Here is a 19,052-nt window from a genome sequence, read left to right on the forward strand (position 1 = left end):
GCCTTGCCCTGCAAGGACTGGGAGAATTGTTCAGGGCCGACTACCTACGAAGTCGCAACCCTTGACAACTCATCCATACCATCGCTACCGCAGACCCCGTTCTACGCATATAGTCGCATCACGAGACTTACGACGAAGGTATGCAAGCAGGACGATTTAGTGAGAAATCTTTGATAGAAAACAGCAACTCATTGTGCCGCTCATTTGCCTCGACTCCGGACGCAACTGAGCGGCCTGCTCTTAAACACCAATTCGAGCAGCCAACCACGCCGTCATCTTCCCAAACACCTCACTGCGCAACGGCTCGGCCTCATTGAATATCTCGTGATAGCCGCTGTCGAACCAGGCGAGCGTGCGCAAATCTTCCGGCGCATTCGCATAAAAATCCCGACTGCCAGATGGATCCACAATCGAATCCGACCCACCCGCCATCAGCAGCATCGGCGCCTCCAGACGCGGCGCATCCTGCTGCGTCTGGGTGATCGCATTGAGCATGAATTCCAGCAGGGAAGCACTGATCGTGCTCTGCACCAGCGGGTCCGCCCGATAGGCGGGAGCGATGCTCGGATCGTGCGACAGCTTGGTCGGGTCCACCGGATTGGGCACCGGCAGCCGAGGCGCGATGGCGGAGAGAATACCCCGCACGATGCCCGTTCCGGGGGGCAGCTTCACGCGCAGCGCGGGCGATGACAGCAGCACGCCGCGCACCGGCCGGATACGCGCGGTCGTGAAGCGCGCAACGATCAGCCCGCCCATGCTGTGCCCGAGCACGAAGGGCATCTCATGCCATTCCGCGACGGCAGCATCGACGATTTCAGCAAGGTCGGTGAGGTAATTGTCTTGCGCATCGAGCGCCATGCGCGGGCCGCCGCTCTTGCCGTGGCCGCGCAGGTCGAATGCCCGCACGCGCAGGCCCAGGTCGGTGAGCACCTTGGCCACATGCGGGTAGCGCCCGCTGTGCTCGGCCATGCCGTGCACGAGGATGACGGTGCCGCGCGGTGCGCCAGCCTCGGGCGCGGGCAGCCACGTGCGAACCAGCAGTTCGGTGCTGTCCTTCATGCGCTGGCGGGTTTCCTGCGCTTGAAGGGCCGTAGCCTGGGCCGGGGCTTGCGTCATGGGCGTCTCCTCGTTGGGTTGCCAGATTGTGGCATAGACGCCCCTTGCCGCAAGGGAAGGCAATGGAGGGTTCTCTCAGTGGCAGCAGGCGCCCTTGCCTTCGGTCTCGCCGGCCACGCCTTCGAGGATCGGGCAATCGGGCCGGTCGTCGCCGTGGCACGCGTTGGCCAGCGTCATCAGCGTGTCGCGCATGCCTTGCAGCTCGCGGATGCGCGCGTCGAGGTCGGCCACGTGGCGCAGCGTGACGGCCTTCACGTCGGCGCTGGCGCGCTCGCGGTCGTGCCACAGCGAGAGCAGCGTGCGGATCTCCTCCAGCGCGAACCCCAGCGAGCGCGACCTGTGGATAAAGCGCAGCACGTGCAGCGCCCGCGCGTCGTACATGCGGTAGTTGCCCTCGGTGCGCGGGCTGGGTGGCAGCAGGCCAATGCTCTCGTAGTAGCGGATCATCTTGGCGGACACGCCGCTGGCCTTCGCAGCCTCGCCAATGTTGACGGGGCCTTGGGTCTCGTTGACGCCGGTGCGGGTCATGCCCGGTCTCCAGTGGCTTGCCAGCGGCGCAGCATTAGCGCATTGGTGACGACGCTCACGCTGGAGAACGCCATCGCCGCGCCGGCAAAGGTGGGGTTGAGCAACCCGAAGGCCGCCAGCGGAATGCCCACCACGTTGTAAATGAAGGCCCAGAAAAGGTTCTGACGGATCTTGGCGACGGTGCGGCGCGAGAGGTCCAGCGCGTCGCTCACGAGGCGAGGTTCCCCGCGCATGAGCGTGATGCCGGCCGCCTGCATCGCGACGTCCGTGCCGGTGGCCATGGCGATGCCGACATCGGCGGCGGCCAATGCAGGGGCATCGTTGATGCCGTCGCCGACCATCGCCACCACGCGGCCACCCTGCTGCCAGGCTGTCACGCGCGCGGCCTTGTCTTGCGGCAACACCTGTGCGGCCACTTCGTCGATGCCGAGTGCCTCGGCCACGCTGCGTGCTGCGCCTGCGTTGTCGCCGGTGACGAGCGCAGTGCGCACACCGCGACGGCGCAGTTCGGCCACCGCCTCCTTGGCGCCGGGCTTGAGCGCATCGCCAAAAGCGATCAGGCCGCGCAATTGCACGCCGCCCTCGCCGCTCTGGGCAAGCCACGAGACGGTGTTGCCCTGCGCTTCCAATGCCACCGCACGCGCCTGCAATGCGCTGCGGTCGAGCCCCAGCTCATCCATCCAGCGCGCATTGCCGAGTTGCAGCGATGCCCCCTTCACGATGCCACGCGTGCCGCGGCCGGCCAACACTTCGGGCATTTGCGCAGGCGTGATGGTGCGGCCCTGCTCGACAACGTACTCACGCGTGGCATGTGCCAGCGGGTGCGTGTTCTCAGCCTGCAGCGCGGCAAGCTGATCGAGTAGCACATCGGCGTCAACACCGGGCGCGGCTTCCACGGCCGTCACACGCGGCTGCCCGATAGTGAGCGTGCCCGTCTTGTCGAACACGACGAAATCCACCTGCTGCGCGCGCTCCAGCGCCTGCGCGTCGGCAATCAGGATGCCGCGCCGCGCCCCGGCACCGGTGCCTGCCATGATGGCCGACGGCGTGGCGAGCCCCAGCGCGCAAGGGCAGGCGATCACCAGCACGGCCACCGCGTTGACGATGGCGGTTTCCCACCCCGCTCCGGCAATCGCCCAGCCGGCCAGCGTGAGCAACGCCGCCACCAGCACGGCCGGCACGAAGATCGCGCTCACACGATCGACCAGTTGCTGAATCGGCGGCTTGGCGGCCTGCGCGTCTTCAACCAGGCGGATGATGCGCGAGAGCATCGTGTCTGCGCCGATGGCCATGGTGCGCACCAGCAGCACGCCATCCGTGGCGATGGCGCCGGCGGTCACGCGATCGCCTTCGTGCTTGGGCACGGGCAGGCTTTCGCCGGTCAGCATGGATTCATCGACGTGGCTGGCGCCTTCCAGCACGACCGCGTCGACGGGAATGCGCTCGCCTGCGCGCACCGACACCACGTCGCCCACCCGCACCCGGGCGACGGCCACATCGCGCAACGTGCCATCGGCGCCGCGCACGCGGGCGGTATCGGGGCGCAGCGCCTGCAATGCGCGGATGGCCTGCGCGCTCTGGCGCTTGGCACGCACCTCCAGCCACTTGCCCAGGCGCACCAGCGTGATGACCACGGCGGCGCTCTCGAAATAGAGATGCGGCATCTCATCACCGCCCGCGCGCCACCACAGCCACAGCGACAAACCGTACGCCGCCGATGTGCCGAGCGCGACCAGCAAATCCATGTTGCCGGCCCCCGCACGCAGCGCCTTCCAGCCGGCCTTGTAGAAACGCGCGCCGATCACGAACTGCACCGGCGTCGCCAGCAGCCATTGCACCCAGGCGGGCAGCATCCAGCCGATGCCGAGCCAGGCGGCCACCATCGGCAGCACCAGCGGCACCGACAGTGCGGCGGCAATCCACACGGGGCCGGCGCCATCCCAGAAATCGGGTTCGGCCGCGGCGGCGGGGGCGGTCTCATCTGAAGCGACTTGGGCTTCGTAGCCGGCGGCCGTGATCGCTGCGACCAGCGCATCCGCGCTTGCGCCGCCGTGCACGCGGGCGCGCTCGGTGGCGAGGTTCACGCTCGCCTCGGTCACGCCCGGCACGGCGCGCAGGGCGCGTTCGACCCGGCCCGCGCAGGCGGCGCAGGTCATCCCGCTGATATCGAGGTCAAGTGAGGCGGGGGCGATGTCGGCGTCGGCAAGGCTGGCGGCAGTCATGAAAGCGTCCGTTTTGAGGAAGATGGCATCAGCCTAGACCTTCCCATCTTGGCAAGGTCAAGCCTTCATCTTACGCTTGCGCTTCCCATGATGGGAAGGTTCATACTGCTGCCGTGTGTCCTTTTCCCTTCTTTTCAGGAGCCCGAACCATGACGACGTTTTCCGTTGAAGGTATGAGCTGCGGTCATTGTGTTGCCGCAGTCACCCGCGCCGTGCAGCAGGTCGATGCCGCCGCCAGCGTGCAGGTGGATTTGTCCAAGCAGACCGTGGCCGTCAGCAGCGGCGCCAGCACCGATGCCGTCAAGGCGGCCATCGAGCAGGCCGGCTATCCGGTCAAGGCTGTCGCCTAAAGATATATGCAAGGCGGGCGGCCGCCGCGCCGCCCTGCCCTCCCTGCCCTTCTCCCTTTTCCTCAGTTCACCTCGAACGACCGTGATGCGCCCGTAAAGGGTGTGATGGCGCCCAGCAGGTTCTTCGCATCGCCCTGATGCACGATGCGGTACGTGCCGGCCGGCGTGCCGGGCGGAATCGCCCAGCTAATCTGCGCATCGGACTCGGCCCCGAAGTCGCGCTTCCAGCGGTATTGCGTCGACCAGTCGCCGTCCACCGCCACCGTCTTCCATGCACCATCCACCAGACGCTGCACCTTCACGAAGGTGTCGTTGCGGTGCAGGTTGTTCTTGGGGTGGCCGGTCACGAACACCACCGTCACAGTCTGGCCTGACGTGTAGCGGGCGGCTGCGTCGGTCTTCACGTCGCCGAACTGGCGGAACGGTGGCGGTGCGTCCATCACCACGCCCGTCTGGAAGGTCATCTGCTGCCGGCTCAGGTCTGCGGGTGTGAGCGTGTTCAGTGTCGGGCGACCCTGCGCCATGTCCTGCGCCAGCCGGTCCAGCGCCTGCATGTAGGCCGGCTGCGTCCATTTGCCGAACAGCGTGCTGCCGCCCTCATAGTCCTGCACGTCATATTCCTCCGGCGTGGTCACGTATTGCGAATAGGCGTTCGCGTAGCCGACGGCGAGCACGTTGTGGATATCGGTACCGAGCGTGCGGGCAAGCTGACGACGGATGCGATAGCCGGACATGATGGTCAACTCTGCAGGCACCGCAGCCAGATACAACGGGCCGATGCGCACCAACTGCACCGGCAGCACGGGCGGTGTCCAGGGGACCGGCCGCATCACACCGGTGGGCACGAACAGTTCCTTGGGCGCCTGACACGTGCGCAGGTCATCGGGTATGGGGAACACGAGGCCGCCGAGCGCCGCCAGAAACGGGTTGCTCTGCCCCTCTTGCGCCACACCCGGGCCGGGGCCGTCTTCCGTGCTGCCGGCCGCCATCGTCGTGCCGATCGCCGCGGCGCAGGTGGTGTGCCGCTGGCCGTCGCCGGTATAAGCGGGCTCCACGGTCACGTTGCCCATCTCGACATAGCGCTGCCGAACATCCAGCCCGCCCGCCAGCAGACTCGACGGCGCGTCGAGCAGCGCGCGTGCCACGCCGAACTGGCGCTCGCCGATGATGCGCGTGTTGTCGAACTCATTCTCGGTCGGCCCGCTGCCCGGCTTGAGATTCAGGTTGGGCGTCATGTCGCCCGCGTTGGTTTGCGCGAACACGGCCACGAACCCCTTGCCCTCCAGGTACCGCACGCCCATCGCATCGTGCTCGAAGTGATAGGCCGCATAGCCCTTGTTGTCTCCGCTGATGAGCGTGTTGGTGTTGGTCATACTGGTGCCGTGCGTGGCAAACAGGTTCAGCACGCCCACCGCCTGACCTGCGCGGCGGAAGGTCAGTTGCGTCACCAGCGGATCGATCTCTTCGGGAAACGCGGCCCGGTCCGCTGCCGGATTCGCACGGAACGCCGGCGCAGACCGGTTGCGGCTGGCGTCATGCAGCTCGCCCTGGTTGAAGCCGATCTCGCCTGGCTGCAGGTCGTCGTGCGCCTGTGCGATGGCCTCGACGATGCCGTCGACGATGGCGGCAAAGGTCTGGGGCAGATAGCCGTAGCTGTTCAGGTTGTACAGCGCGTAGTGCGAGAAACCGCCCGGCCCCGCATGTGTGTGCGTGGCCGTAAGCAGGACGTTGGCATCGGTGTACAGCGCTCCGTACCGCGCCTTCAGCCGCGCCAGCACCGCCTGCTGCACGCCCTGCGTGACGGCCCCCGTGTCGGTGACGGCAATCGCCACGCGCCGCCCGCTGGCCGGATCTTCAATGACGAACGCGCGGGCCCGCTGGCGCTGGTGGATGCCGCTGGTCTGCTGATCCAGCTTCGCATAGCCGAACATCCCGGCCTCGGCGGCCTCGCCCGTAATGTCGCTGATGCCCGTGCCGATGTTGTAGGCCGAAGCCGAAGCCGCCTGGGCCACGCCCTGCACCGAACGCGTGGCCGCCACGGCCGGAGCCGCGCCCCCGCCATCATCACCACATGCGCTCAACACCAGCAACGCGGCCGACAGCGCCGCCCCATGCTTCCATGTCCTGCGATCGATCATGATGGCCTCCGACTCGGGTTAGGGCATCGCGGGCATCACCGGCCAGCGGTGCAGTGTGTTGCCCTCCTCCACGACGATGAGCTCGCCGAATTGCTGCAGCACCGCTTCGCTCTGGCGCGGGCGCAAGAAAACAAAGTCGTCCGGCCGCAGGCCCTGCGCGCCGGAACCCACCAGCACCTGCTGATTGGACGAGTTGCCGTACAGCCCGCTGGCCGACAGCCCCAGCGGCGACACCGGATCGGCCAGCCAGTTGCCGCCATAGATGAAATAACCGTGGCGCTGGTTGACGTCCCACGCAGTGGCAAGTCGGCCGATGGCCTCCGCGCCGTCGGGCAGCAAGAAGCTGCCGGACTTCAGCACCGGCGTGGCGATGAAGGCGGCGGGCTGCAGGTCGTCCAGCAAGGGCGTATCGAAATCGCTCGGCTTAACCATCGCCGAGCCGACCGACACTTCGTTGGCCGCCCCGCTGCCGTCATGCATGCGATACGTGGGCGAGCCCGCAGCGTTGAAGACCAGTGCTTCGGGCGCGGCCGGCTTGAGCGTGCGCAGCGCCATGTCGCGAAAGCGCGTGTAGATCGCCTTTGCATCGCGCTCGGCCCCTGCGCGCGCGCCTGGCAAATCAGGAATCTTCACCAGATGCGGGTCGTAGCCCATCAACCCGCCGAACACCAGCAGCGGCTCCGCGGCGATCATGTTGAGCATGTCGGCCATGACGCGGTCTTCGCGCACGCCGCCGCGATGCAGGCCGACGTCGATCTCGATGTTCACGCGCACCGGATGGTGCCCGGCGCGTGCCAGCTCGCGGTACTCGGCCAGACGCTCGGGCGTATCGACCAGCCATTGCAGTTGCCGCGCCGGGTCAAAGGCCCCGCCCTTGAACTGCGCATAGAACGCCTGCGCGGCACGTGCGGGCATCGGCTTGCCGAGCAACAGATCGGTGTCGGCGCGCTGCTCGGCCAGCAGTTGCAGATACGGCAGGTTGAACACCATCAGCCGGCGCGTCTGCGTGAGCTGCATCAGCTCATCGAGCAGCGGCAGCGACGCCAGCGACTTGGCCACCAGCCGCAGCGCCATCTTTCCGCCGATGTTGCGCACGACCTGCGCCGCGTTGGCGAGCATGCGGGTGCGGTCGATCACCATCACCGGCACGCCGATTCCGGCTCGCGCCAGCGCTGTCGACAACCCCGCGAAGTACGGCGCATGCGGCCCGCCGTGATCGCCCGGCCGCAGCGCCATCGCGCCGCCGACTGCGGCCACACCCGCTGCCAGGAGAAACCGCCGCCGGTTAGCCATGGTCCACTCCGAACAGTGTGCGCAGATACGGATTGAGCATCTTGCCTTCCGGGTCGAGCTGGCCACGCAAGGCAAGGAAATCGCTCCAACGCGGATACAGCGCCGCAAGCTGTTCAGGGCCGACATCGTGCAGCTTGCCCCAGTGCGGGCGGCCCTCGTACTTGCGATAGATCGGGCCGATTTCCGACAACAGGTAGTCGTAGGGCTCGCCCTGGGCGGCATGCACGGCGATCGAGCAACTGTCGCGTTGGTGGAATGGGCTCAGCCAGGCGTCATCGGCCTTCACGAAACGGAATTCGAGGGGGAAGTACACGTCGTCGCGCTTCTCCAGCGCGGCGATCACCTCGCGCACGCAATCGATGCCGACATTGCGCGGCACGTGGCATTCGGTTTCATTGAAGCGGGTCGGGCGCTGCGTCGACAGGAGTTTCCACGAGCGGTTCTTGGCTTCCTCGGTCTGGTCGGCATCGATGAAGCGTTGTGCAGTCCAGCGCCGCAGCTTTGGGAAGTGGCCGAGCCAGTCACGCAGGCGCCGCAGGTCGCGCAGCATGGCCTCGTCGGCGGGCTGCGGCGTCAGCACGTCGTCACCTTCATAGACGTCGTGCACGATGCCGGCGGCATAGCCGGTGAACGGCAGGTAGTAGAACTCGAAGTTGCGATGCTGCTCGGCCAGCGCAGGCGCTTCTTCCAGCATCGCCTCGACCGGTTTGAGGAACACGCGCCGATGCAGGTTGTAGGCGGGCACCGTGCGCAGCGTGATCTGCGTGACCACACCCAGCGCGCCCAGCGACACGCGCGCGGCGGCCAGCAGGTCGGGGTTGTCGCGCTCGCTGCAGTCGAGCACGTTGCCATCGGGCGTCATCAGCCGCAGGCCGATCACATCCGCATGCAGCGCCGGCAGGTTCTGCCCGGTGCCGTGCGTGCCAGTGGCGATGGCCCCAGCGAACGACTGCACGTCGATGTCGGGCAGGTTGCGCATGGCCAGCCCTTGCGCGTCGAGCAAACGCGAGAGCAGTGCCAGGCGCGTGCCTGCCTGCAGCGTGACGGTGCCGGTGGCCTTGTCCGCCGACACGATGCCCGACATGCGGTCGAGGGACACCAGCGTCGTATCGGTTGGCACAAGCGCCGTGAAGGAATGCCCGGAGCCCACGCAACGCACGCCGGGCGCCGTACCGCGCAACACCGTCGCCAGTTCGGTCTCATCTGCCGGTGTGGCGATGGCAGTCGGCCGGCACGTGTGGATGCCGGACCAGTTCTGCCAGGCTTGGCGGCCTGCATCTGCGGCGGGGGCGGCCGGCGGTGCGGTATCGGTCGGGGCGTTTGCCGGTGCGGCGACGCTCTCCACCGCCTGCGCAATCGAGCCGCGTCCTGCCAGCGCCAGGGCGGCGATGGCGCCCGCCCCGGCTTTGAGCGCGGCGCGCCGCTGTTGCCTCGACACCGGAGGCACTTCTTCAGTCAGTTGAGGCATGAGCGTGGTCCTTGCCGTAAATCATGAAACCGATGAGCGCCCGCAGATCGGCCTGCGTGCAGTCGCTGCACAGCCCTTTGGCGGGCATGGCGTTGAAACCCTCTGTGGCGTGCCGCACCAGCGTGTCCATGCCCTGCGCCAGGCGTGGCTGCCACTGTGTCGTCGATCCGGTGAGAGGCGCGCCGCTGCCGGCCGCCGCATGGCACGCCATGCACGAGCGTTCGTATTGCGCGGCGAGCGCGGCGCTGGCGGGCCGCAGCGTCTCCGCGCGCTGCAGCGAGGCCGCATCCGGCGTGGGCGGCGCACTGCTGCCGCAACCCGCCAGGGCAAGCGCGGCAATCCAGAGAGAAAGCGTGTGTCGTGTCATCAGAACGTATGCCGCATGCCGATCATGGTGCCGATCTGCGAACTCGCGATCGTGGGGCTCTGCGCATTCAGCCCGACGAGTTGCGCGCCGACCAGGCCGCCCTTGTAATGCGCGTAGTCGACCTCGGCGTAAAGCATCGTGCGTTTGGAGAGGAAGTAGCCGGCCACCAGTTGGTATTGGTTGGCCGAGCCATCGAAGTCCTGCGTGTAGCCCGACTGGCGCGTGAACCACGCATTGGCCGCCACCGTCACGGCCGGCGAGATGCGATAGCTCACGCCGCCGAAGGTCATGCGCCGCTTGCTGAAACCGCCGGGCAGCGTCGGGTCGACCGTCTGATCGGCGGAGATGATGCCCAGCCCCGCCAGGTCGGTCGGGCTGAACGGCCCGGCAGCGAACGAGGTAAAGCTGTTGCTGCGCCGGTTCTCGATATACCCGGCGTTGATGGTCAGGCCACCGAACGCCAGTTGCCCGCCGGCGGTGTAGACGTTGAAGGTGGCGTTGGTGAAATCGTCCTTGGTACGCAGGAACGATGCGCCCAACTTGGCCGGCCCCGCCTCCGGTATGTACGCCACCGATGCCCCGAACTGGCTGCCCTGGCTGGCCGCACCGGCCCGTTCACCCAGCGCGTACTGCGCCAGCACCACCACGTCGCCCAACTGCGCGCCGTAGTGGACCATGTTGTTGGTCTTGCTGCCCGCCATCATGGTGTGCTCGGGCTTGAAGAGGTTGGCGTACTGATCCTGATCGCCGCCGGCCCACAGGTTGGAGCCGTAGACCAGGGTGACGCCCTCCATCACCACGTTGTACTGGCGGCCCAGCGTGAGTTGCCCGAGCGACGACGATTCCACGCCCACATACGCAATCTGGAAGAACTCCGCAGCGCCCTTGGGCCATGTCCGGCCGCTGGACGGATCAAAGTGGCTCTCCAACTGGAACAGCCCTTTGAGGCCACTGCCGATCTGCTCCTGGCCCTTGATGCCCCAGTAGCTCTCGGTCATGCCGCCGCCCTTGGTCATGCCGAGCTTGGAGCCGGTGGCGATGGGCGTGCCGTCGTCACCATACGTCACGCCATGCGTCTCATAACGGATGCCTGCATCCACCAGCCCGTACAACTGCACCGAACTCTGCGCCCAGGCGCTGCCCGCAACCAGCGGCAGCGCCATGCAGGCAATCTGCGTCGTCCTCTTCACGGTGGTCTTCTCCTCTGTGGAAATAACGTTGTTTTTTTTAGTAACGCAATTCTGTTCAGAAAACGACGTTCTTGAATCAGGGATCACCCTGAGATGCATGTGTTTCAAACACGGCGGATCGCCCTTGTCCGGCCTGCGGGCGCAATCGGCAGGTTAAAATCGGCCCACGATTGGGAGACAGGCTTCAAACACATGGCCAGCAGCAGCAACCTGCACGAGCGCAAGCAGCGCGAGCTCGACCAGCGGCGCCGGGACATCCTCAAAGTGGTGCGCAAGCTCGTGCTGCGCGGTGGCGCGCGTGAACTGACGATGCGCAAGGTGGCGGAAGAAGCGGGGTTCTCGACCACCGTGGTCTACGCCCTGTTTGGAGACAAAGCCACGCTGATCGCCCAGGCCATGGACGAAGACCTGCTCAAGCTCAACAAGCTCATGCAGCAGGCGGCGGCCGAGGGCGACAACGCGCTTGAACGCGTGCGCCGGGTGGCCCGCGCCTACGTCGGCTACGGCCTCAAGCACCCTGTGCAATACGCGCTGGTGTTCATGGAGCAGCGCCCGGCCGCTCCGGTCGAGACTTCAACGCTCGAATACGGCAACCCAGACAAAGACCCGTATTGCTTCGTCTACGGCATGGCCACCGAGCTGGCCACCGAAGGCTTTATCCACGCCGACGAAGACGGCCTGCACCTCATCACGCAACTGCTGTGGGAAGGCTTGCACGGCATGACCTCGCTGCGCATCGCCACGGGCGACGATCCGTGGATTCCGCGCATCGACGCGGGCCCACATCTGGAATTGATGATCGACGTGCTGTTGCTGGGCCTGCTGCAGCGATTTCCGGGGCCGCAAACGGAGGCGGGCGTGAAGGCGATCTCTGCAAGCTGAACCTTGCAGGCAACAAAAAAGGCGTGCCGCAGTGGCACGCCTTTCTGTTTGGCCGAACCGGCTTAGAAGCGGTAGCCGACGCTCAGGAAGGTCACGACCGGATTGATCTTGATCTTCGCTTCGCTCACGACGTGAACACCCGTAGCCGTCGTGGAATCGATTGTCGCGGTCGTCTTGAGCGGCAGGTAAGACACCGACAAGCCGACAAACCAGTCCTTGGTGATGGCGTAGGTCGCGCCGATGTTCAGCACCGGGTTGAGCGAGCTGTCAGTCGACACGTCGCTGGTGCTGCCCGGCCCAGCCAGCTTCGTCTGGAAGGCGCTGTTCGTGATCTTCGCGTTGGAGAACCAGGTGTAGTTCAGGCCCGCACCAACGTACGGACGGAACTTGCTGTCTGCATCCAGAAAGTACCACTTGGCCAGCACGGCCGGGCTCCATTGCTTGGCCGAACCGATCTCACCGTAGCCCGAGAGCAAGCCCGTGCCTTCGATCTTGTGGCGCGGCGGGATGCCGCCCACCAGTTCCACGGCAAAGTTGTCGGTGAAGAAATGCGTGAAGGCGAGGCCGAGGGTATCGGCATCCTTGATCTTGGCGCCGGTACCCGACTGCGATTGGTTGACGGGCATACCGCCGACGCTCTTGACCAGCAGCGGGTCGCTCGAGCTGTTCGGCATGACGCGGAACCAGCCGGCGCTGACGATGTTGCTGCCGGCAGCCTGTGCGTGCGCGGCGGTGGCGAGGATCATCCCGGCGGCGGCCGCCAGTGCTTTTTTATAGGCCATCTCTATCTGTGCTCCTGTGAGAAACGCCCCCGGCGCAAACGATACCGGTGCGTTCAAAGTCTCCTCCCAGGCGGAGGGACGGCCATTATCCCGTGTGATTGCCTTGGCTAGAACCCTTTTTCTAGAGGTTTCCTGTTATAAGCACCATGAAAAACTGGCTTCCAACGGGCTTTCTCGCCGGGTGCCGGTTTTTTAAACAGACTGGTCCCGTGAAAGCGCCAGCACGCACGCCGCCAGATCCCACAAGGCGCTGCCGACACTCTTGAACACCACGGGCAAGACCGGCACCGCCTTCATAAGCGCATCCGGCGTCGCATCCACGCACTGTTGTAGCGGCCGCACACGCGACCACGGCACACCGGCCTGCAGCAGATCGCCGGCCTCAACCTCCAGATCGACCAGGGTGTCGGCATAGAGGCGGTCGGCGGCTGCAGCCTGCACGCACAGGCGCGGGGGCAACTCGGCCATGTCGGGCCGGAACGCCCCAACCGCCGCAATGAAGTGCTGCGGCCTCCAGGCATAGCCGGCAGGGTGGCCCGGCTCGGCCAGATCAGGCAGCACCGGCAGCGCCGACGGCGTGGCGGTAACAACCAGCGGTGTCTGGGGCAGCACCGTGCGGGCGGCCTCCGCCACGCCAGCCGCATCTCCTCCGGCCAGCGCGGTGGCGTCCAGCCCAAGCTTGCGCGCATGCGCGGCGAGCGCCTCCGCACTGCCGGCCGTGCGCGCAATGATGGTCACGCGCCGCGTGCCGAGTCCGAAGCGGAAAGCCTCCAGATGCGCCTTCGCCTGCGCCCCGGCACCGATCAGCAACAGATCGCCCGACGGCTCCGGCGCCAGCAGGCGCGCGGCCAGCAACGACACGGCCGCCGTGCGGTGCGCGGTGACGGTGGGGCCATCGAGCAGCAGGCGCCGCACGCCGGTGGCAGCATCCATCACCACCACCTCGCCATGGATAGCCGGCAGGCCGCGCGCCGGGTTGTGCGGATGCACGGTGATCATCTTGGTGATGGCGATGTCGGCATTGGCCGCCGGCATCAGCAACAGGCTGCCCGGGCCGGGCACCGGCATCACCAGCCGCGCGGGTGCCTGGGCCCGGCCGGCGCGCGCATCGCGCAGCACCTGGGCGATAGCATCGGCCAGCGCGGCGTACGGCAGTCGGGCCGCCGTCGCGGCGGCGTCGAGGGTCTGCAACATCGGGGCTCCTGCGGCAGAAGACAACGAAGACGGGCTTACGCCGGAACGACCCGGCGCGGCGGTAGCGGCGCGCGGCGCGTAAGCAACCCGGCGCTGATGAGAAGCTGGGCGGCGGCGTAGCTCCACCAGATCGCCAGTTCATGGTCGGTGAACGGGAAGACGAAGACACCGATGCCGATCATCGCGTCAGACACGGCAAAGGCGATGGCCCCCCAGGCGGTCAGGGGCCCCGGCAAGCGGGCCAGCAAGGCCGCGCACACCATCGACGACAGCACGATCATGTAAACGATGACCGGCCCCGTCATCTCACCCAGGCCTGGCCAATACCAGACCAGCATGCCGATGGCCACGCCGATCATGACCCCCACCCCGATCAGCCGGATGGGCGACGATGCTCCGCGCAACCCCACCAGCACGCGCAGGTAGCAGAGATGGGCCAGCAGGAAACAGCCCAGGCCCGCGATGAACGAGAACTTCCAGGCCGGCAACGCGAGCCATAGATCACCCAGCGCGGAGAACAGCATGGCGCCGACCAGCCAGCGGCGCTCGCGCGGCACCTCGTGCAGTGTGGCGGCGCGTGCCAGCAGCATCGCCATCAGCATCTTCCACAGCGGCTGCGCGACGATGCGCCCGGCCAGCGGCGTGCCCGGCGGCACGTCCACGGCCACCATGGTCAGCATGCCGCCGTAGGTGACGCCTGCCACCGCAGCGGCCACCCACCACGCGCGAACCCGTGCCGGCATGCCGTAGCCGCCCACACGATGAGCCGGCGCATGCGCCGGATGCGTGGTGTGTCCTTCAACCATCGTTGCCTTCCCCCTTCCAGTACGTGTGCAGCGTGACACGTCAGCCACCCAGGCGCAAGGCGCCCAACGCTCAAACGCCTACCCACCAAGGTGGGATAGCGGTAACGCGCCATCCCGCTTCAGCGCCGTCAGCACGATATTGGAACGCACGTTGTCCACACCCGGCACGCGCATGAGTTTGCGCATGACAAATTCGGACAGCGCCGGCAGGTCGGGCACCACGACGCGCAACATATAGTCGGCATCGCCGGCCACCGAGTAGCACTCCTGCACCGCGTCGAGCAGCATGATCTCTTCGCGAAAGCGCTCGACGATGGCGTCGCCATGGTGGGCAAGCTTGACGCTGGCGAACACCGTCACGCCCAGCCCCAGCCCGGTCGGCGAGAGTACCACCCGATACCCTTCGATCACCCCCTCCGATTCCAGCCGGGCCAGGCGCCGCCCGACCTGGCTGGCCGACAGGTGCACCTGCTCCGAGAGCTGCTGATGGGTCGCGCGACCATCGCGCTGGAGCTCCGCCAACAGAGCCAGATCGAAGGTATCCAGGGAAATCATGCACATCTCCTGCGTTGATGCCGTTAATTTTGCACGAAACCAGCAAACAACGTGCAATGGGCGATGGTTTTGCGGCCAATCCGCGTGGCCTCGCCCCTACACTCGCCGCATTCCGATTGCATCTCAACGAGACTTCGTATGGCCATTGCAACCACGGCGGCGCCCTCCCCCGCACCGGCCGGCTTTACCGGCACCCTGACTGACAAACTGCGCGAACAATTTGCCGAAGGCCTGGACGGCCAGACGCTGCGCGCGGACTTCACAATGGAACAACCGGTGCACCGCTACACCGCCGCCGACCATGCCACCTGGCGCACGCTGTACGACCGCCAGGAAGCGCTGCTGCCGGGCCGCGTGTGCGATGAGTTTCTGCAAGGCCTGTCGACGCTGGGCATGAGCCGCGAGCGCGTGCCGTCGTTCGACCAGCTCAACGAAACATTGATGCGCGCCACTGGCTGGCAGATCGTTGCCGTGCCGGGCCTGGTACCGGACGAAGTGTTCTTCGATCACCTGGCCAATCGCCGTTTCCCGGCAAGCTGGTGGATGCGCCGCCCGGACCAGCTCGACTACCTGCAGGAGCCGGACTGCTTTCACGACATCTTCGGCCACGTTCCGCTGCTGATTAACCCGATCTTTGCCGACTACATGCAGGCCTACGGCCAGGGCGGCCTGAAGGCGGCGCGTCTGGGTGCGCTCGACATGCTGGCGCGCCTATATTGGTACACGGTGGAGTTCGGCCTGATCCGCACGCCGGCCGGTCTGCGCATCTACGGCGCGGGCATTGTGTCGAGCAAGAGCGAATCGGTGTACGCCCTGGATTCGGCCAGCCCGAACCGCATCGGCTTTGATGTGCGCCGCATCATGCGCACGCGCTACCGCATCGACACCTTCCAGAAAACCTATTTCACGATCGACAGCTTCGAGCAGTTGTTTGACGCCACGCGCCCGGACTTCACATCGCTTTACGAAGAACTCGCCGCGCTGCCGACCTTCGGCGCCGGCGATGTGATGGATGGCGACACAGTGCTCAACGTGGGCAACCGCGAGGGTTGGGCGGACACGGCAGATATCTGAGCGCTGGCTATACTGCGCCCATCGATCCAAGCTATTCACGCGAAACCATGATGCCGACCCTCAACGAAGACCAACGCAAGGCCCTGTTTGCCGAGTTGCCCGGCTGGCAGTTGCAGAGCGGCCGCGACGCCATCCACAAAACCTTCACCTTTGCTGACTTCAACGCCGCGTTCGGCTTCATGACGCGTGTGGCGCTCAAGGCCGAGCAGATGAATCACCACCCGGAGTGGTTCAACGTGTGGAATCGCGTGGACATCACGCTGTCCACGCACGATGCAAACGGCCTCACGCACCGTGACGCCGATCTCGCGCGCTTCATCGAGCAGGCCGCGAAGAGCACCGGCGCTAAATAACGTCTCCGACGCTGGCGCTCAGCTCCCTACGGCTGAACGCCACGCCTCATACGCCGCCCGCGCCTTGTCGCCCAGTTGCTCAGGGGCAATGCGGGTGGCGCCTTGTACAATCATCAGCGCATACGGCTTGGCCAACGCCGACGCCTCGGCACACAGTCGCAATTCCTCACCCTCGGAGGGCGAAAGGGCCCGCCAGTAATTGATGGCGGCCTCCAGGTCGGTGATGGTGAGCAGGGCATCGGTCATCCGCGCATTGTAGCGCTGCATCATCCGTACGGATTGCCCGTTTCCCATCCTCCCCCTACCTGATCCCGATTGAAGGGCCGCACGCCATGCGCATCCTGCTGATTGAAGACGACCGCGCCATTGCCAGCGGCATCCATGCCGGGCTCACGCACGCCGGGCACCGTGTGCATATCGTGCACGATGGCGTGTTTGCATCGGAACAGCTTGCCAAGCAGACGTTCGATCTGGTGATCCTGGACCTGGGTCTGCCGGGCATCGACGGCATGACGCTGCTCTCGCAGTTCCGCGCGCGTGACCGTGCCACGCCGGTGTTGATCCTGACCGCGCGCGATAGCCTGCTCGACAAGGTGAACGGCCTGAATGCCGGCGCGGATGATTACCTGCTCAAACCATTCGAAATGCTCGAACTGGTGGCCCGCGTGCAAGCGCTGCTGCGCAGGCGCGGTGCGCCGGACGAACCCGTTGCACGCCCCGATATCCTGGTCGGCCGGCTGCGCATGAGCGGGGTCGAGCGGCGTATCTTCGTCGATGCGGCGCCACTAGAGTTATCGCCGCGCGAATTTGCCGTGCTGGAGCTGCTGATGCTGCGTCAAGGCCGCGTGGTGAGCAAGGTGCAATTGCAGGAGCACCTTGCCAGCTTCGGCCACGCCATCGGCGAGGCCAGCCACGACGTGGTGGGCGACACGGCCATTGAAGTCTACGTACACCGCGTGCGCCGCAAGATCGAGCACTCCGAGGCGGAAATCGTCACAGTGCGCGGCTTCGGTTATCTGCTGCAGGCGCGCGGCGCCACGGCGTAACCCACCCGACATGTTCAAGCGCCACCGCCCCGCTGCCTCGGGTGCGCCAGCGGCGGAAGCGTCCGCCAACGGTGCCGTCAGCCTGCGCCTGCACCTGCTGCGCGCGCTGGCCACGCCGCTGTTCGGGCTGGTAGTGGGCACCGGTGCACTGTCGTACTGGCTGGCGTCGCACTACACCACGCAGGTGTTCGACCGTGCGCTGGTGGGTGTGGCCAATACGCTGGCCGAGCAGATGCGACTGGCCGGTCCGCACGTCAGTGCTGCCAAGCTGTATGACATTACGCTGTCCGCGCAGACACTCGTGCAGCACAGCGGCGAAGACCGGATCTACTGGCGCATCGCCGGCTCCAACGGTACGCTGGCGGGCCGCGACACGTTGCTCGGCTACGGCTCAGGCCAGGTGCGCATCGGCGAGGCACGCGTGTTCTATAGCTGGGTCGACGGCAAGCAGGTGCGCGCGGTGCACCTGCTGGTGCCGGGCGTGAGCGCAGATGTGCCCAAGCCGCGCTCGCCGCGCCAGCCTCTTCCCCCCGAACCTGAAGACGACGTCACACGCCCGGCGCTGGCTCCGACCCAGGCGCAGACCGCCGCTGCCGCCAATCCCCTCACCCCGCCCGATGCGGTACAACCCGAAGAGGGCATCGTCGTGGAGGTGGCCGAACTGCTCGACCACCGCGATGCAGCGGCCAAGGAAGTCTTGCTCTCCGTATCGATTCCACTGATCGTGCTGCTGGCCATCGGCGGGTTGATTCTGTCGCTGGTGCTCAAGGAAGAACTGCAACCGCTGCAGACACTGGCCGACACGCTCAACAAGCAGAGTGCACAGTCCGTGACGCCCTTGCCCGCCGAATCCGCACAACGCGTGCCTGCCGAGCTGCAGCCGCTCATCAACGCGATGAATGCGTTGCTCGCCCGCTTGCGCGATGCGCTCGAAGCCCAGCGCACCTTTATCGCCGATGCCGCGCACCAGTTGCGCACCCCGTTGACCGCACTGAAGCTGCACGCCGATCGCGCAGTGGAGGCAACAACATTGGAAGACGCCCGCCCTGCCTTGCTGGAACTGCAGGCGGGCGCCAACCGGGCGATCCGCCTGTCCAACCAGTTGCTGACGCTGGCCCGTGCCGAACCGGGCATGACGCTCGATCAACTGGGGCCACCTATGCGGGTCGATCTCATATCGCTTGCCTTAGATACTGGCGCGGAGTGGGTGCCACGCGCTCTGGCACATGGCCTGGATATCGGCTTCGAGGCCTGGCCGCAGGAGGCGACCTCGCCAGGCTCATTGCAGGCGCCGGTGCTGGCCAACGCCGTGCTGCTGCGCGAAGCCATCAACAACCTGCTCGATAACGCCATCAAATACGTGCCCTCAGGCGGGCGCGTCACGTTGCGCGCCGGTATGGAGGCCGATGCAGCCTCGCGCTGGTGGGGCGTGGTGAGTGTGGAGGACAATGGCCCCGGCATTCCGCCTGAGCGCCGCAGCGAAGTCTTCCAGCGCTTCTTCCGCGGCGATGCGGACCACCGGCCCGGTCAACCGCAGGGCAGTGGCTTGGGTCTGGCCATCGTGCACGACATCGTGCGCCTGCACGGTGGCACCGTCGCCATCGACGATGCTGTCGCGCGCGACGGCAGTCGCGTGATGCGCTTCGTGTTGCGGCTGCCGCTGACGGACAGCCTCGCCTGAGACGGCG

At 66.3% G+C, this 19,052-nt stretch carries 19 protein-coding genes; 6 read left to right on the forward strand and 13 right to left on the reverse strand.

The genetic code is table 11. The features are described 5' to 3' along the window. Positions 1-240 precede the first annotated feature (240 nt). From B4F51_RS12365 to B4F51_RS12375, 3 genes are all read right to left on the reverse strand, one after another. Positions 241-1,116, reverse strand: a complete 876-nt coding sequence (locus B4F51_RS12365) for an alpha/beta hydrolase (RefSeq protein WP_296225885.1) — start codon at positions 1,114-1,116, stop codon at positions 241-243. A 75-nt stretch (positions 1,117-1,191) separates the two neighbouring features. Further along, positions 1,192-1,644 (reverse strand): Cu(I)-responsive transcriptional regulator, encoded by a 453-nt coding sequence (gene cueR / locus B4F51_RS12370; protein WP_296225887.1) that lies wholly within the window; start codon positions 1,642-1,644, stop codon positions 1,192-1,194. Next, entirely contained in the window at positions 1,641-3,866 is a 2,226-nt protein-coding gene (locus tag B4F51_RS12375; protein ID WP_296225888.1) for a heavy metal translocating P-type ATPase, read from the reverse strand. Before B4F51_RS12375 ends, cueR begins: the two co-directional genes overlap by 4 nt. A 149-nt stretch (positions 3,867-4,015) precedes the next feature. On the opposite strand from B4F51_RS12375, the gene B4F51_RS12380 reads away from it, so the two are divergent. Then, on the forward strand, positions 4,016-4,216 hold the full coding sequence (locus B4F51_RS12380; protein WP_296225890.1) for a heavy-metal-associated domain-containing protein: 201 nt from the start codon (positions 4,016-4,018) through the stop codon (positions 4,214-4,216). Between the two features lie 62 nt (positions 4,217-4,278). Here the strand turns inward: B4F51_RS12380 and B4F51_RS12385 are convergent, their stop codons facing one another. Genes B4F51_RS12385 through B4F51_RS12405 form a run of 5 tightly spaced genes read right to left on the reverse strand, consistent with a single transcriptional unit; the run spans position 4,279 to position 10,672 of the window. Then, entirely contained in the window at positions 4,279-6,354 is a 2,076-nt protein-coding gene (locus B4F51_RS12385) for a neutral/alkaline ceramidase (protein ID WP_296225892.1), read from the reverse strand. Between the two features lie 18 nt (positions 6,355-6,372). Next, a complete protein-coding gene (locus B4F51_RS12390; protein ID WP_296225893.1) occupies positions 6,373-7,647 on the reverse strand; it encodes an alanine racemase in 1,275 nt (424 codons plus the stop codon). Next, positions 7,640-9,115: a D-arabinono-1,4-lactone oxidase gene (locus tag B4F51_RS12395; RefSeq protein WP_296225895.1), complete on the reverse strand. Its 1,476-nt coding sequence runs from the start codon at positions 9,113-9,115 to the stop codon at positions 7,640-7,642. Before B4F51_RS12395 ends, B4F51_RS12390 begins: the two co-directional genes overlap by 8 nt. Then, positions 9,099-9,482: a c-type cytochrome gene (locus B4F51_RS12400; RefSeq protein ID WP_296225897.1), complete on the reverse strand. Its 384-nt coding sequence runs from the start codon at positions 9,480-9,482 to the stop codon at positions 9,099-9,101. The genes B4F51_RS12395 and B4F51_RS12400 overlap by 17 nt, the downstream gene beginning before the upstream one ends. After that, positions 9,482-10,672, reverse strand: a complete 1,191-nt coding sequence (locus tag B4F51_RS12405; RefSeq protein WP_296225898.1) for a porin — start codon at positions 10,670-10,672, stop codon at positions 9,482-9,484. Before B4F51_RS12405 ends, B4F51_RS12400 begins: the two co-directional genes overlap by 1 nt. A 192-nt stretch (positions 10,673-10,864) precedes the next feature. Here B4F51_RS12405 and B4F51_RS12410 point away from each other — a divergent pair, with 192 nt between their 5' ends. Beyond that, on the forward strand, positions 10,865-11,554 hold the full coding sequence (locus B4F51_RS12410; protein ID WP_296225900.1) for a TetR/AcrR family transcriptional regulator: 690 nt from the start codon (positions 10,865-10,867) through the stop codon (positions 11,552-11,554). A gap of 62 nt (positions 11,555-11,616) precedes the next feature. Here B4F51_RS12410 and B4F51_RS12415 read toward each other — a convergent pair whose 3' ends face one another. From B4F51_RS12415 to B4F51_RS12430, 4 genes are all read right to left on the reverse strand, one after another. Then, the gene (locus tag B4F51_RS12415) at positions 11,617-12,336 is read right to left on the reverse strand and encodes an OmpW/AlkL family protein (protein ID WP_296225902.1); all 720 of its coding nucleotides are present in this window, start codon (positions 12,334-12,336) and stop codon (positions 11,617-11,619) included. A gap of 192 nt (positions 12,337-12,528) precedes the next feature. Continuing rightward, the gene (locus B4F51_RS12420) at positions 12,529-13,530 is read right to left on the reverse strand and encodes a delta(1)-pyrroline-2-carboxylate reductase family protein (RefSeq protein WP_296225903.1); all 1,002 of its coding nucleotides are present in this window, start codon (positions 13,528-13,530) and stop codon (positions 12,529-12,531) included. Between the two features lie 35 nt (positions 13,531-13,565). Continuing rightward, positions 13,566-14,336, reverse strand: a complete 771-nt coding sequence (locus B4F51_RS12425) for a lysoplasmalogenase (RefSeq protein WP_296225905.1) — start codon at positions 14,334-14,336, stop codon at positions 13,566-13,568. A 78-nt stretch (positions 14,337-14,414) separates the two neighbouring features. Next, a complete protein-coding gene (locus B4F51_RS12430; RefSeq protein ID WP_296225907.1) occupies positions 14,415-14,891 on the reverse strand; it encodes an Lrp/AsnC family transcriptional regulator in 477 nt (158 codons plus the stop codon). Positions 14,892-15,029: 138 nt separating this feature from the next. On the opposite strand from B4F51_RS12430, the gene phhA reads away from it, so the two are divergent. Continuing rightward, positions 15,030-15,965, forward strand: a complete 936-nt coding sequence (gene phhA, locus B4F51_RS12435) for a phenylalanine 4-monooxygenase (protein ID WP_296225911.1) — start codon at positions 15,030-15,032, stop codon at positions 15,963-15,965. A 47-nt stretch (positions 15,966-16,012) separates the two neighbouring features. Continuing rightward, positions 16,013-16,318 (forward strand): 4a-hydroxytetrahydrobiopterin dehydratase, encoded by a 306-nt coding sequence (locus B4F51_RS12440; RefSeq protein WP_296225912.1) that lies wholly within the window; start codon positions 16,013-16,015, stop codon positions 16,316-16,318. Between the two features lie 18 nt (positions 16,319-16,336). Here B4F51_RS12440 and B4F51_RS12445 read toward each other — a convergent pair whose 3' ends face one another. Then, a complete protein-coding gene (locus tag B4F51_RS12445; RefSeq protein ID WP_296225973.1) occupies positions 16,337-16,564 on the reverse strand; it encodes a DUF3717 domain-containing protein in 228 nt (75 codons plus the stop codon). A gap of 86 nt (positions 16,565-16,650) precedes the next feature. On the opposite strand from B4F51_RS12445, the gene B4F51_RS12450 reads away from it, so the two are divergent. Beyond that, on the forward strand, positions 16,651-17,364 hold the full coding sequence (locus B4F51_RS12450; RefSeq protein WP_296225913.1) for a response regulator transcription factor: 714 nt from the start codon (positions 16,651-16,653) through the stop codon (positions 17,362-17,364). Positions 17,365-17,374: 10 nt separating this feature from the next. Next, the gene (locus tag B4F51_RS12455) at positions 17,375-19,045 is read left to right on the forward strand and encodes a sensor histidine kinase (RefSeq protein WP_296225915.1); all 1,671 of its coding nucleotides are present in this window, start codon (positions 17,375-17,377) and stop codon (positions 19,043-19,045) included. Positions 19,046-19,052: the final 7 nt, after the last annotated feature.

It is taken from the genome of Ralstonia sp. UBA689, assembly GCF_002298975.1.
In the GTDB taxonomy this organism is placed as follows: Bacteria; Pseudomonadota; Gammaproteobacteria; order Burkholderiales; family Burkholderiaceae; genus Ralstonia.

Excerpts from the sequence above, each read along its gene's own strand:
- B4F51_RS12400 (WP_296225897.1), bottom strand. The coding sequence starts at position 9,482 with ATGACACGACACACGCTTTCTCTCTGGATTGCCGCGCTTGCCCTGGCG.
- B4F51_RS12450 (WP_296225913.1), top strand. The coding sequence starts at position 16,651 with ATGCGCATCCTGCTGATTGAAGACGACCGCGCCATTGCCAGCGGCATC.
- B4F51_RS12365 (WP_296225885.1), bottom strand. The coding sequence starts at position 1,116 with ATGACGCAAGCCCCGGCCCAGGCTACGGCCCTTCAAGCGCAGGAAACC.
- B4F51_RS12415 (WP_296225902.1), bottom strand. The coding sequence starts at position 12,336 with ATGGCCTATAAAAAAGCACTGGCGGCCGCCGCCGGGATGATCCTCGCC.
- B4F51_RS12395 (WP_296225895.1), bottom strand. The coding sequence starts at position 9,115 with ATGCCTCAACTGACTGAAGAAGTGCCTCCGGTGTCGAGGCAACAGCGG.
- B4F51_RS12425 (WP_296225905.1), bottom strand. The coding sequence starts at position 14,336 with ATGGTTGAAGGACACACCACGCATCCGGCGCATGCGCCGGCTCATCGT.
- B4F51_RS12375 (WP_296225888.1), bottom strand. The coding sequence starts at position 3,866 with ATGACTGCCGCCAGCCTTGCCGACGCCGACATCGCCCCCGCCTCACTT.
- B4F51_RS12380 (WP_296225890.1), top strand. The coding sequence starts at position 4,016 with ATGACGACGTTTTCCGTTGAAGGTATGAGCTGCGGTCATTGTGTTGCC.
- phhA (WP_296225911.1), top strand. The coding sequence starts at position 15,030 with ATGGCCATTGCAACCACGGCGGCGCCCTCCCCCGCACCGGCCGGCTTT.
- cueR (WP_296225887.1), bottom strand. The coding sequence starts at position 1,644 with ATGACCCGCACCGGCGTCAACGAGACCCAAGGCCCCGTCAACATTGGC.
- B4F51_RS12390 (WP_296225893.1), bottom strand. The coding sequence starts at position 7,647 with ATGGCTAACCGGCGGCGGTTTCTCCTGGCAGCGGGTGTGGCCGCAGTC.
- B4F51_RS12440 (WP_296225912.1), top strand. The coding sequence starts at position 16,013 with ATGATGCCGACCCTCAACGAAGACCAACGCAAGGCCCTGTTTGCCGAG.
- B4F51_RS12385 (WP_296225892.1), bottom strand. The coding sequence starts at position 6,354 with ATGATCGATCGCAGGACATGGAAGCATGGGGCGGCGCTGTCGGCCGCG.
- B4F51_RS12420 (WP_296225903.1), bottom strand. The coding sequence starts at position 13,530 with ATGTTGCAGACCCTCGACGCCGCCGCGACGGCGGCCCGACTGCCGTAC.
- B4F51_RS12430 (WP_296225907.1), bottom strand. The coding sequence starts at position 14,891 with ATGATTTCCCTGGATACCTTCGATCTGGCTCTGTTGGCGGAGCTCCAG.
- B4F51_RS12455 (WP_296225915.1), top strand. The coding sequence starts at position 17,375 with ATGTTCAAGCGCCACCGCCCCGCTGCCTCGGGTGCGCCAGCGGCGGAA.
- B4F51_RS12445 (WP_296225973.1), bottom strand. The coding sequence starts at position 16,564 with ATGACCGATGCCCTGCTCACCATCACCGACCTGGAGGCCGCCATCAAT.
- B4F51_RS12410 (WP_296225900.1), top strand. The coding sequence starts at position 10,865 with ATGGCCAGCAGCAGCAACCTGCACGAGCGCAAGCAGCGCGAGCTCGAC.